The sequence below is a fragment of the uncultured Roseibium sp. genome (genome assembly GCF_947494555.1).
Taxonomy (GTDB): Bacteria; Pseudomonadota; Alphaproteobacteria; order Rhizobiales; family Stappiaceae; genus Roseibium.
In genome coordinates this window covers 1,345,311-1,357,628 of record NZ_CANLVF010000001.1, presented here as the reverse complement: position 1 = coordinate 1,357,628, position 12,318 = coordinate 1,345,311, and the positions used below count along the sequence as shown (strand labels likewise).

Sequence of the window (12,318 nt, the reverse complement as noted above, 5' to 3'; positions counted from 1 at the left end):
CTAAAGACATTTCCTGCACACCATTGCGTCTGGTGTGGGCGCCGCGGTTCGGTTAAGTAGCGCAAGGTTTCTGCCTCACCTTGCGGTTTCTGGAGACAACACTAGATGATTCGACTACTCGGGGCAGGATTGGCGTTTATCGGCAGACACGGCACCGCTGCACTCGCCGCGAGCATCTTTATCGGAATGGCCCTGCCGGTCCTGTCAGCCCATCTTCGCCCTTATCTCGCGCTCGCAGTCTTCAGTCTCCTGACACTGGCGTTTCTCCGGGTCGACAAAAGTGCGATCAAGATCCGATTGAAACGGCCTGCACTTCTGATCGCTGCGCTGGTATGGATGATGCTCGGCGCACCCTTGCTGACCTATCTCCTCATCCGGCTTTCAGGTGTTGCCGCGCTGGGAACAGACGTCGTGCTGGCGCTTTACATCGCGACGGCAGCACCTCCTGTCATGGCCGCGCCGGCCTTCATCTATCTGCTAGGCCTCGACGGAACGCTCAGCCTTGCACTTTCTGTTGCGGCCTTGATTGTAACCCCGCTAACGGCACCCTTTATCGGCAGCCTCATGCTCGGCCCGGCTCTTCCGCTGAGCGTCACCGGGCTTGCCACACAATTGTCGATCCTGCTTGCAGGCGCATTTTTGCTCGCGATGCTACTCAGGAAAATTGCAGGAAAAGAACGGCTGAAGCGAAGCGCGAACCATATCGGCGGATTGAATGTTCTCCTCCTGCTGTTTTTTGCAATTGCCGCAATGGACGGTGTTGCCGCCAGCTTCGCGGACCGGCCGCTTCATACGCTCATGATAACCGCGCTCACATTTTGTCTGGCCCTTGTTCAGATCGGTCTGTCGCTTTTGCTGTTCGCCCCGGCGACCCGGGAGGACGCCTATGCGATCGCTCACACTTGCGGCACGCGAAACATGGGGCTGATGGTCGCCGCCTTCGGAGGAACTCTTCCCGAATTCACCTGGCTCTGGTTTGCGGTCGGACAATTCCCGATTTATTTGCTTCCCATGTTCCTCAAACCATTCGTTCGTGTTTTTTGCCGCCAAAACGCAAAAACTGTGACGCCGGGGAACTAAAACCGGGACTTGCCATGCTTAACTACCGACACGAACGTTTGAAGTCGGAGGTAAACGCATGCCCGTCCAGTCCTGCCTGAAGAGAAAGCTCCAGCAAGCCGTGTTTTGCTTGCTGACTTCCTTCGTGATGATCTCGGCTTCAGCCGGTTCTGCCTTTGCGGGAGACGACGCAAAGCTGGAGATTTTCGGCTTCTCCAAACACGGTGATTTCTTTGCCTTCGAACAATACGGGTTCCAGGATGGCTCGGGCTATCCTTATACGGACATTTTCGTGATCGATGTGCTTGGCGACAGCTGGGTGAAACCCTCGCCATTTCGCCGAATTGACGAGATGGAGTACCTCGAGGGAACAGACGAGTATGCGTACTTGACCGAATCCCGTGCGCGTAATTTCGGCGCGGCCGAAAAACTCCTCGAATTGAAGGGGATTGCCGGCATGGGCCAGACCGTTGCGTTTAATCCCAGAACAGAACTGGGGTCAAATCCACACAAGATGGTCGCCGCTCCCAGACTGCCACTCCTGTCCGGCGAGACGTCGGTCGACCTGACCTTGTCCGAGTTCCCGTTACAGAACGCCCAGTGCACCGCTTACGACGTCAAGAGCAAGGGCTTTCGGTTGACCATGGTCAACAACGGCGTGACGCGGACACTGAACCACGACACAACCCTTCCAAACAGTCGTGTTTGCCCCACGGCGTACCGAATTGAGCGGTTTTTTACTTACTACCCCGAAAAGGCCCCGCCGGTGTTCGCCGTGCTGATCCAAATGGAAAGCCTCGGATTTGAAGGGCCCGACCGCAGGTATCTGGCGATAGCAGGCCGGCTCTAGGAACCCGAAACGGCGGCAAAAAGAGTTTGAAAGTCGCGAGCGTGCATGATAGCCGCGCAGGCAATACCGTCTGTCCGGTTGGTGAAGCACTCCGGACGCCGACTTTTCCGGGAGCCTGTCATGCCGCACGAAACAATAATCGCCCCGTCAATCCTTGCCTCAGACTTTTCCAAGCTTGGACAGGAAGTCCGCGACGTTGTGGAGGCCGGTGCCGATTGGATCCACCTGGATGTCATGGACGGTCACTTCGTTCCGAATATCACTTTTGGTCCGGACATCATCGCAAAACTGCGTCCGCTTTCAGACAAGGTGTTTGACACACACCTGATGATTGAACCGGTTGATCCTTATCTCGAGGCATTCGCGAAAGCCGGATCGGACATCATCACAGTGCATGCTGAAGCAACGCCTCATCTTGATCGTACACTTCAGGCGATCCGCGATCTCGGCAAAAAGGCAGGTGTTTCGCTCAATCCGTCGACGCCGGAAAACGTGCTGGAATACGTATTGGACAGGGTCGACCTTATTCTGGTGATGACTGTGAACCCCGGATTTGGCGGCCAGAAATTCATCCACTCGCAAGTCGAAAAGACCCGCCGGATTAAGGATATGATCGCAGACCGCCCGATTGATCTTGAAATCGATGGCGGTGTGACACCGGAGACCGCTCCATTGGTGACTTCTGCGGGCGCGAACGTGCTGGTTGCCGGGTCTGCAGTCTTCAAGGGAGGCACAAAAGAGGCCTATTCGGCGAACATATCCGCGATCAGGGATGCTGTTAAAGTGTAAGTACTTTCGAAGCACTCTCCGGTTGTCTCAATGTAAAAACAACGCTGCAAAGCGCCAAACGCCAGAAATTTGTGCAATCACTTTAATTGTTTCGAAAGCCCCGTCACCCACCCTCTCGCACTCAGACGCACAGTCACTCCAGGCGAACAGCGGGCGCATATGTTACGTGAGAGAAAACTATCCGATTTAATACTTGATCGCGCCCTTTATGCCCTAGCGGAAATGATGCGAAAGCGCGCGTCGAAAAAAGACCGCTTCACGCACATTTGCGTACCGATGAACGATGTCATCGGAATGCGATTGTTCAGCACCGGCAGTTTCGAACAAACCCAGCTGGACGGAGTTCTCGATTTGCTCGATGAGAACCCTCCGGAAGAAGATGCGATTTTCTTGGATGTCGGCGGCAACATCGGTGTTTATTCGATATTGCTTCGCGACCGTTTCAAGACAGTTTTTGCCTTCGAACCGAACCCGGTCACCTACGAAATTCTGAAGGCCAATCTCGGCCTGTCGGGTGCCGGAAATGTCGAGGCCGTCAATATGGCCCTTTCCGACCGGCAGGGTCAGGTCCCGATATTCATTCCAAGAAACGGCAATCTTGGCTGGGCGACGCTTGATGCTTCTCATCATGAAATCGCGGTCGACAGGGCCGACATCGTATGCACCACGCTTGATGCGTTCGTGGACGAAAATCAACTCGATGCAGCCAAGATCAAAATGATCAAAATCGATGTCGAAGGGCATGAAACCAGCGTCATCAGCGGCGGCGTCGAAACGCTTTCAAAAAATACGATACCGCTTCTTTGCGAGGTTCTTTCCGACAAGAGCGGAGCCGACCTGATTTCAACACTGGAATCGCTTGGATACACGCGCTTTGAAGTATTCAGGCGGGACGTCAGGAACATGTTCTCAACACGCGTCAGGCGTGAGCCATTCGATCTGAAGAATGGCGGCAAGGCGGCTCTCGTGCTGGCGCGATAACAAATTCGAGCGCCTGGCAACCGGTTGGCCGCATAAAACTCATCAAAAAGCGCATTTCTTCAACAGGTTGCCCAAACACAATTCTCACTCCTGTCTTCCCGACCGGGCTTCCCCTCGGCTAAGGTCGTCCGAGATGCTTTATTGATTGTCGGGGGGACATCTTGGCACACATGCGTCGCAGCATTGGCCTGTTGGGGCTCACATTCGTCGCTATCAGCGGCATTTTGGGATCCGGCTGGCTGTTCGCGCCACTCCTTGCTGCCCAGGCTGCCGGGCCTTCAGCGCTTATTGCGTGGGTCATCGGCGGGTTCGCGATGCTTCTGCTTGCCGCAACCTTTGCAGAAATCGCAACGATTCTCCCTGTTGCCGGCGGCATCGGCCGTGTCCCGCATTTTTCGCACGGCTCGGTCGTTTCAATGACAATGGGATGGACGGCCTGGATCGGGTATAACACCGCCGCGACCATCGAGGTCGAGGCGGTGCTGAGATATTCCAGAAGTATTGCGCCCTGGCTTTATGACACAGACGGGCAGCTGACGGTCAGCGGGCTCGGGGTTGCCTGCGTACTGCTCCTGGTTTTCACTGTGCTGAACGCCTTTGGAGTCAAATTCTTCGCGCGTATCAACACGGCACTAACCTGGGTGAAGGTCATCGTACCGGCGCTCCTTGCTGCGGTAATTCTCACATCCGAATTTCGGATCGCCAACTTCAGTGACTACGGAGGCTTTGCACCAGAAGGCGTAAAGGGCATTCTCTCGGCGATTTCAACCGGTGGTGTCATCTTTGCCCTGATCGGGTTCCGCCATGTCATCGATATGGCAGGCGAAGCAAAAAACCCGAAGGTAAACGTGCCGCTTGCACTTGTTCTGAGCCTCGTCGTCTGCCTTCTGATCCTCGGCGGACTGCAACTTGCATTTCTCGGAGCGTTGGATCACGCAAACCTCGAAGGCGGTTGGCATCAGCTGCATTTTTCGGGACAGCTCGGGCCGATGGCGTCGCTTGCCACCGCGGTCGGAGCTCTCTGGATCGTGAGTATTCTCGACACAAGCGCACGCGTCTCCAGTTTTGCATCCGGTCTGGTGTCGGTCGGCTCCAACGCGCGGCTCGGCCTTGCAATGGCTCAAAACGGGCTGTTCCCGAAATTCATGGAAATACTTTCCAGCCGCGGCGTTCCCCTGTTTTCCCTTCTGGTGAACTTTCTGGTCGCGGCGGTCTTCTTTGTGGTGTTGCCTTTTCAGCAGGTCATCGCGCTCAACACGTCTTCCATTGTTTTGTCATTTGTCGTCGGCCCGATAGCCGTGCTTGCCTTCAGGCGCCTGCTTCCCAACACACCGAGGGCATTTGTTCTGCCTGTCGCGCCCGTTACGGGATGCCTCGCCTTCGTCGTTGCAAGCCTGATCATCTACTGGAGCGGCTGGGACACAATGGTCCATCTGGTCATATGCCTGCTGATCGGTCTTATGCTTCTGCTTGTCCGAAATGCACAAGGCGGTTTTGACAGTCTGGACTGGCGTGAAGCGCTTTGGCTTCTGCCCTATCTGCCGGGCCTCGTAATCCTGTCTTATCTTGGGTCTTTCGGCGGTGGGTTGGACATCATCCCTGTCGGCCCGGACATACTCGCCGTCAGTGCGCTTGCCACAGGCGTATATTTCATGGCCAACCGTCTCAGTCTGCCCAAGGACAAGTTCGATCTCTATATGGCCGAAGAAGAACTCGACGAAATCGGCGAATACGATGTTGTGGAGGATGCACCCGTCGAAGAGCCCGGTTTCAAGCGGGATTGACAGCAATCAGCTAAGGCGCGGTTTCGCCGTCAAAGGCCGGCCAGGCTCAGTAAGCTTTTCCCTGAGCCCTGTCGGGTAAAATTCCAACCCCTTGGCGTCCAGTTCAGCGAGTGAGGCCCATTTGGCTATGCCGGATGTTTCATCGCTGTCTTCAAACGCAATACTGTCTTTCTGGTAAAACCGGCTTTCAGCAAAATGGGCATGGCAGGCAAAAATGATCTCGTGGCCGGCAACACCATGATGTTCGAAAAGATTCTCAACGACAAAGTAGCTGTCGAGAAGTGTGATACGAGCCCCCAGCTCTTCCAGAAATTCTCGCTGCAGCGTATCTCGCCAGGGCTCACCGAATTCGACGGTTCCACCCAGGGGCCGCATACCCTTGACCCGGCCGGTATCGTCGAAAATATCGGAAAGGAGCAACGCGTCGTCCTGCCAGATGAGTGCGAGTGCCTTGACGGTGATTGTATTTGCCGGACGCCAGATTGGCATGTGTGTCTCCATCACCTGAGAGGATCGTCTGTTCTTCCCCAGCCCGTAAAATTCACAAGGAGGGGGATGCCTGCAAGCAAAATCGGCTTCGCTGCATTGAAGGGTGCGCCCTGCTCTGCTATTTCGCAGCCACACACTCCTTCCACATGAGGTCCTGCCCGCGATGATCCCGCGCTATTCCCGCTCCGACATGGTGTCCATCTGGTCTCCTGAATCCAAATTCCGCATCTGGTTCGAGATTGAGGCCCATGCCTGCGACGCGCTGGCCAACCTCGGTGTCATTCCCAAGGAAGCCGCGGCGACCATCTGGGAAAAAGGAGGCAACGCCACCTTCGACATCGACCGCATCGACGAGATCGAGCGCGAGACGAAGCACGATGTCATAGCCTTTCTGACGCATCTGGCGGAAATCGTTGGTCCAGACGCCCGCTTCGTGCACCAGGGCATGACATCGTCCGACGTCCTGGACACATGTTTCAACGTACAGCTGGTCAAGGCGACCGACCTTCTCCTTGACGACCTTGAGGCTCTGCTGGCCGCATTGAAACGCCGTGCCATGGAACACAAGGACACCGTGTGCATCGGTCGCTCCCACGGTATCCACGCCGAGCCGGTCACCTTCGGTCTCAAGATGGCCGAAGCTTACGCAGAATTTGACCGCTGCAAGACCCGCCTTCTGGCGGCTCGCGAGGAGATCGCGACCTGCGCCATTTCCGGCGCCGTGGGCACGTTCGCGAATATCGACCCGAGCGTTGAAGAACATGTGGCAAAGGCCATGGGCCTGAAGCCGGAACCCGTTTCCACGCAGGTTATTCCTCGTGATCGCCATGCCATGTATTTTGCAACGCTCGGCGTGATCGCATCCTCCATTGAGCGGGTTGCCACCGAAATCCGGCATCTGCAACGCACCGAAGTACTCGAGGCGGAAGAATTCTTCTCAAAGGGGCAGAAGGGCTCGTCCGCCATGCCCCACAAACGCAATCCGGTGCTGACCGAAAACCTGACCGGGCTTGCGCGCCTCGTACGCGGCTATTCCATCCCGGCCATGGAAAATGTCGCGCTGTGGCATGAGCGCGATATCTCGCATTCCTCCGTTGAACGCATGATCGGTCCGGACGCGACCGTCACGCTCGACTTTGCACTTGTCCGCCTCACGGGCGTTATCGACAAGCTGATGGTCTATCCTGAGCGCATGATCGGCAACATGGACCGGCTCGGCGGGTTGGTTCATTCCCAGCGTATTCTGCTGGCTTTGACCCAGGCGGGCTCGTCGCGGGAAGATGCCTACAGGCTGGTTCAGAGAAATGCGATGAAGGTCTGGGACAGCTACCAGGTCGCCGGCGCTGCCTCTGTCGACTTCCTGGCCGAATTGCTCGCAGATGCCGATGTGCGCAATTATCTGTCCGAACAGGAAATTCGAGACCGGTTCGATCTTGGCTATCACACGAAGAATGTCGACGTGATCTTCGACCGGGTGTTCTCAGATAGCTGACGCGTCGACACCACGACGGCGTTTGTCAGATTTGGCAGCAAAGACGGAATATGGAATCCCGGATCGTCGCTTCATCCGGGATGACAATCGGATCGAAATTTGCCACGTTTGTCACGACTGAGATTGGTCAGCTCGCAACCAAACCTGGCAAATTGTCGAACCCAAGCTTGCAGATACGCTGCAGGATGGTTCGAGCGGGATTGATCCAACCGAAAATCCTAGCTCATTGTGCCTGTCAGGCGGAGACCTTCATGAAAATCGGCGTTGTTTCAGACATTCACGGCAACCTGCTCGCTCTCGAAGCGGTTCTTGCAGACCTGAAGCATGAGAGCCCGGATGTGATCGTCAATCTCGGCGACTGTGTTTCAGGACCGCTGTGGCCGGATGAAACCGCAACTATTCTGCGCGAAAAAAACTGGCCGACCGTCCGTGGCAATCATGACCGGTTTCTGATCGAGGATCCTCTTGAAGCCCTCGGACCAACCGACATCTTTGCTGCAGAGCGGCTGTCGCAGGAGAACCTGGACTGGCTGCGTACCACCGGCGCGACGATCCGTCTGAGCGACGACATATTTCTGTGTCACGGGACGCCGGACAACGACAACTGCTATCTGACAGAAAAAATTGAGGGACCAAAGGGGCATCTGCCGGATGAGGACACCCTGCTTGCCGACATCAAGGGCGAGAAATCGCCCATCATTTGCTGCGGACACACACACATTCCCAGGATCATTCGCCTCAAAGTGACAGGACAGACAATCCTCAATCCCGGCAGCGTTGGCCTGCCCTCCTACCAGGACGATCATCCGGCACTTCACAAGATGGAAGTCGGCAGCCCGCACGCGCGTTATGCCCTTATGACCAAGTCCGGAAAGGACTGGAATTTTCAGGAAAAGGTCCTCAGCTACGACTGGGATGCAGCAAGCCGCGAAGCGGAAAAAAACGGCCGGAGAGGCTGGGCGCGCGCCCTGGCCCATGGATTTTACGGCCCGCTTTCCTGACGTTGCGAACACGTACAAGGCACAAGAATGAAAATTTCCGAAACGGACATATTGCTCATTCCAGGTTATGGCAAGCCGCTCCCGGGTCATTGGATATTGCGTTGGCGCGACAAGATGCCAACGGCCCGCGTCGTCAAGCAGACGGAGCTCCTGGCACCGGTCAAGAAGGAATGGCTTGGAAAACTGGTCGAAGAGGTTGAGGCCGCCGGGCGACCGGTCGTCCTGGTCGCGCATTCACTTGGCTGCATCCTGGTGGCGCATGGAGCACATGTGCTCAGGGACAAGGTAAGAGGTGCCTATCTCGTGGCACCGTCGGATTGGGACCGGGAAGGACTTGTCGAAGACTTCGATGGCGGTGATTTCAAGCCGGTTCCTCAAGACCCGCTCCCGTTTCCAGCCCATCTCGTGGCAAGCAGAAATGACTCGTATTGTACCTTTGAGCGCGCGCAGGAATTCGCCAACGCGTGGGGAACGACATTTCAGGATGCGGGCGAGGCCGGACACATCAATCTGGAAAGCGGACACGGCCCCTGGCCGGAGGGCATGATGTCCTTTGCGCATTTCATGAAACGCCTGGGTTAGTCTGTCGACAACAACGGACACGCCGATCGCTTACGCTCAGCGTATCAATCCCGGTGCTCGCCGCTTGTCAGTAGCCGGTTCCGCCTGCTTTAGAGACCTTGTCCTTGAGCCAACTGACTTCGCCGAGCGCGTTGCGCGCTGCACCGTCGATAAAGAGCGTGTCGATCCCGTGAGAGATCAGGCGGTATCCCATTGAAACGGCTTCTTCCACCTTTTCGCCGCTGAGGCAGAAGATCCCGGCGAGCTTGCCGGCCGCAAGTGCCTTTTGCGCGATCTCGGCACAGGCGCGGGCGGTTGCCTCCCCATTCGGGTCGAGTGCAGAACCATTGGAAAGTGACAGTGACAGGTCGCTCGGTCCGACAAAAATGCCGTCGAGCTCCGGCACCGACAGGATATCGTCCAGAGCATCGATCGCTTCACGCGTCTCGATCATCGCAAGCCCAAGCGTTTGGGAATTGGACGCCTTCAGATACTCCTCATTGGTCTGGCCTGTCAGCATTACCGCGCGGCGCGGTGACCAGCTGCGATCTCCGACCGGCGGATATTTTAAGGCCCGCGCGAACGCCTCAGCATCAGCCTTTGAATTGATCATGGGTGCGATAATGCACTCAGCGCCCATGTCGATCAGCCGTCCGGCAAGCGCATTGTCGCCAACCGGGATGCGGACGATGGGATGCGCGCCACCAAGGGCAATATGCGTTACTGCATCAACAGTCCCATCGAAATCGTACATGCCGTGCTGCATGTCGATCGTGACAGCACCATATCCCGCTCGAGCAAGGATCTCCGGGATCATCGCCGACCGGAGAAAACACCAGCTTGTCACAACCGGCTGTCCAGACCGCATCTTGTCTGCGAGAAATTGTTTTTCCGTCACGCTCGATCTCCCATTTGTTTTGCCGCGATCAAACCGCGCGACGGCAATGGCTGCAAGCCCTGTCGGAGACAAATTCGTTCAATGATCACGCGATGAATGAATCAATTCACGGCATCTTGGCTTGGTAAACAACTGAGAACGTATGAACCGCGCCCTTCCGGTGGAGTTTTTTTAAAACTTCGCTGCGTTTGCAAGCCTGAGAATCCCTTTTTCCTTGACCGGAGAATCTGCATTCCTTACGCTAGGTAATCTTTAATTATTTTATTTAGAAAAATGTTCAATTCTGTAGCAATACTCGCGCTAATTTCGGCGTTTTTTTACAGTGTAGCAATGGTCGCGATGAAGTCCTTGGCGGAATTTCCAAGCATCGGTCTGGCACTGATCATTGGAGCCGCCCTGCTCACGGCCGGCGCCTTCGAGGTGTTTGCCCTCAGGCAGGAAAGACTTGGCCTGATCTATATCGGAATACTGGGTGCAGAAGTGATTTTTATCGGTGCAATCACGCAATTGCATTTGGGTGAAAGTTACTCCGTTCGAGAACTCGCCGGCATGGCGCTTGTCCTGATAGGAACAGCGATCGCCTGGACCTGATTTTCGGGTTCGTGACCAGTGATGACCGCGCTTGTATCACGAGCGGTGCGCCCGAGCAGGACGCGACCGCATGGACCTCGTGCGCCGGCAATTCCGGCGTTTAAGCCACAGCTGGCGGCAACTGTGTCGCTGGAGGCTGCATGAGCAATTAAACACTCAACCGGCCTGAAAACACTCAAGGCAGCCGAGGAACACAATCAAGCGCACTCGCACGAAAGCTCACGCGGCGCATTTTCAATCGCCGTATGAACAAACGCCCGCCGTTTCCGACGGGCGTTGGACACGTGTCGCTCCACTTGAAAGTGGTGTCAGCCGTCGTTTTGCAGCTGCTCGACAGCGGTCGCCATCAGTTCGTCCATGTTGCGGCGAATCTGGTGGTCGGACTGATCGATATTGTTTGTGTCGAAGTCTTCCCGGATCTTGCGGAAAACGTCCTCGTCACCCGGCTCTTCGAAGTCTGCGCGGACAACTTCCTTGGCATATTCCTCGGCCTTTTCGCCTTCATAGCCCAGCAGTCCGGCAGCCCATTGGCCCAAAAGCTTGTTGCGGCGTGCGGTCGCCTTGAACCGCAACTCCTCGTCATGCGCGAATTTGCTTTCAAACCCCTGTTCGCGCTTGTCGAATGTGCTCATACTCTTCGTCTCCTGAACTGCGCTCATGCACTGCACCCCATATGGGGATTCGTTGGCCTCTTGCATATCCCTGCAAGCGCGCCAAATCAACGCGATACATACACACTTGCGTCAAAAGCATGACAAACCCGCCAATTCGGGTGCGCACGGGAGGCGCGGAAAAACATACGATTGTACTTTTGCCCCGCTTCGGGTAAGTTCCGCGCCGCAAATCGGGGATTGCAGCCTTATTGGCACCTGCCGGTTGACCAGGAAATGTCCCGCAGGATTTTTGACAAGGTAAGCAGAGCCCGTCCAAAGGTTTCACGAAAAAACGGTATAGCACATGAATCGCCGTCGGCGCATTTACGAAGGTAAAGGTAAGATTCTCTATGAAGGCCCGGAACCGGGAACTCTGGTTCAGCACTTCAAAGACGATGCGACTGCCTTCAACAACAAGAAGCACGAGATTGTTGACGGCAAAGGCGTTCTCAACAACCGGATATCCGAGTTCATCTTCAATCACCTGAATGCAATCGGCATCCCGACCCATTTCATCCGGCGCATGAACATGCGCGAACAGTTGATCCGGGAAGTCGAGATCATTCCGCTTGAAGTGGTCGTTCGCAATGTCGCCGCCGGTTCCATCGCCAAGCGCCTCGGGCTGGAGGAAGGCACACAGCTGCCCCGCTCCATCATCGAGTTCTATTACAAGAACGATGAGCTCGACGATCCGATGGTCGCTGAAGAACACATAACTGCCTTCGGCTGGGCGACCCCGCAGGAGCTGGACGACATGATGGCCCTTGCCATCCGCGTAAACGATTTCCTGTCCGGCCTGTTCCTGGGTGTCGGCATTCGCCTCGTCGATTTCAAGATCGAATGCGGCCGCCTGTTCGAGGGCGACATGATGCGCATTGTTGTCGCTGATGAGATCTCTCCCGACAGCTGCCGTCTCTGGGACATTGAGACCAACGACAAGATGGACAAGGACCGCTTCCGCCGGGACCTCGGCGGTATGCTGGAAGCTTATCAGGAAGTCGCCAAGCGGCTCGGCATCATGATGGCGACGGAACGTCCGCCCAATTCCGGACCGACGCTGGTGCAATAAGAAAAGACCCCCGCAATCGGAAAGATTGGCGGGGGTTTTTCTGTTCTTCTCCCTTCTTCCCTTTCAGAACCGGACAAGCTGGTGTAAGGAGCCACGAAGGC

13 protein-coding genes are annotated in these 12,318 nt (G+C 55.9%); 10 read left to right on the top strand and 3 right to left on the bottom strand.

Features of this window, described 5'->3' with window-relative positions; all coding sequences use genetic code 11:
• Positions 1-105: 105 nt before the first annotated feature.
• The 5 genes from Q0915_RS06140 to Q0915_RS06120 all read left to right on the top strand — a co-directional run bounded on the left by Q0915_RS06140 (position 106) and on the right by Q0915_RS06120 (position 5,463).
• A complete protein-coding gene (locus Q0915_RS06140) occupies positions 106-1,080 on the top strand; it encodes a sodium:proton symporter (RefSeq protein WP_299480785.1) in 975 nt (324 codons plus the stop codon).
• Positions 1,081-1,138: 58 nt separating this feature from the next.
• Positions 1,139-1,909, top strand: a complete 771-nt coding sequence (locus Q0915_RS06135; RefSeq protein WP_299480783.1) for a DUF2259 domain-containing protein — start codon at positions 1,139-1,141, stop codon at positions 1,907-1,909.
• A gap of 120 nt (positions 1,910-2,029) precedes the next feature.
• Positions 2,030-2,698, top strand: a complete 669-nt coding sequence (rpe, locus tag Q0915_RS06130; protein WP_299480781.1) for a ribulose-phosphate 3-epimerase — start codon at positions 2,030-2,032, stop codon at positions 2,696-2,698.
• Positions 2,699-2,992: 294 nt separating this feature from the next.
• Positions 2,993-3,679 carry an FkbM family methyltransferase gene (locus Q0915_RS06125; RefSeq protein WP_299480779.1) on the top strand — a complete coding sequence of 229 codons (687 nt, stop codon included), beginning with the start codon at positions 2,993-2,995 and terminating at the stop codon, positions 3,677-3,679.
• A 170-nt stretch (positions 3,680-3,849) separates the two neighbouring features.
• Positions 3,850-5,463: an APC family permease gene (locus Q0915_RS06120; protein ID WP_299480777.1), complete on the top strand. Its 1,614-nt coding sequence runs from the start codon at positions 3,850-3,852 to the stop codon at positions 5,461-5,463.
• A gap of 6 nt (positions 5,464-5,469) precedes the next feature.
• Here Q0915_RS06120 and Q0915_RS06115 read toward each other — a convergent pair whose 3' ends face one another.
• Positions 5,470-5,952 carry an NUDIX domain-containing protein gene (locus tag Q0915_RS06115; protein ID WP_299480775.1) on the bottom strand — a complete coding sequence of 161 codons (483 nt, stop codon included), beginning with the start codon at positions 5,950-5,952 and terminating at the stop codon, positions 5,470-5,472.
• A 163-nt stretch (positions 5,953-6,115) separates the two neighbouring features.
• On the opposite strand from Q0915_RS06115, the gene purB reads away from it, so the two are divergent.
• The 3 genes from purB to Q0915_RS06100 all read left to right on the top strand — a co-directional run bounded on the left by purB (position 6,116) and on the right by Q0915_RS06100 (position 9,027).
• Complete coding sequence (purB, locus tag Q0915_RS06110; protein WP_299480773.1) at positions 6,116-7,444, top strand: adenylosuccinate lyase; 1,329 nt, start codon at positions 6,116-6,118, stop codon at positions 7,442-7,444.
• Positions 7,445-7,695: 251 nt separating this feature from the next.
• On the top strand, positions 7,696-8,445 hold the full coding sequence (locus Q0915_RS06105) for a metallophosphoesterase family protein (RefSeq protein WP_299480772.1): 750 nt from the start codon (positions 7,696-7,698) through the stop codon (positions 8,443-8,445).
• Between the two features lie 27 nt (positions 8,446-8,472).
• Positions 8,473-9,027, top strand: a complete 555-nt coding sequence (locus Q0915_RS06100) for an alpha/beta hydrolase (RefSeq protein ID WP_299480770.1) — start codon at positions 8,473-8,475, stop codon at positions 9,025-9,027.
• Between the two features lie 67 nt (positions 9,028-9,094).
• On the opposite strand, the gene Q0915_RS06095 is transcribed toward Q0915_RS06100, so the two are convergent.
• Positions 9,095-9,904 (bottom strand): aldolase/citrate lyase family protein, encoded by an 810-nt coding sequence (locus Q0915_RS06095; RefSeq protein ID WP_299480768.1) that lies wholly within the window; start codon positions 9,902-9,904, stop codon positions 9,095-9,097.
• A gap of 339 nt (positions 9,905-10,243) precedes the next feature.
• Here Q0915_RS06095 and Q0915_RS06090 point away from each other — a divergent pair, with 339 nt between their 5' ends.
• Complete coding sequence (locus tag Q0915_RS06090; protein WP_299480766.1) at positions 10,244-10,495, top strand: hypothetical protein; 252 nt, start codon at positions 10,244-10,246, stop codon at positions 10,493-10,495.
• A 308-nt stretch (positions 10,496-10,803) separates the two neighbouring features.
• Here Q0915_RS06090 and Q0915_RS06085 read toward each other — a convergent pair whose 3' ends face one another.
• On the bottom strand, positions 10,804-11,127 hold the full coding sequence (locus Q0915_RS06085; protein ID WP_299480764.1) for a DUF1476 domain-containing protein: 324 nt from the start codon (positions 11,125-11,127) through the stop codon (positions 10,804-10,806).
• A gap of 325 nt (positions 11,128-11,452) precedes the next feature.
• Between Q0915_RS06085 and purC the strand changes: the two genes are divergently transcribed.
• Positions 11,453-12,217: a phosphoribosylaminoimidazolesuccinocarboxamide synthase gene (gene purC / locus Q0915_RS06080; RefSeq protein WP_299480761.1), complete on the top strand. Its 765-nt coding sequence runs from the start codon at positions 11,453-11,455 to the stop codon at positions 12,215-12,217.
• The last annotated feature ends 101 nt before the right edge of the window (positions 12,218-12,318 follow it).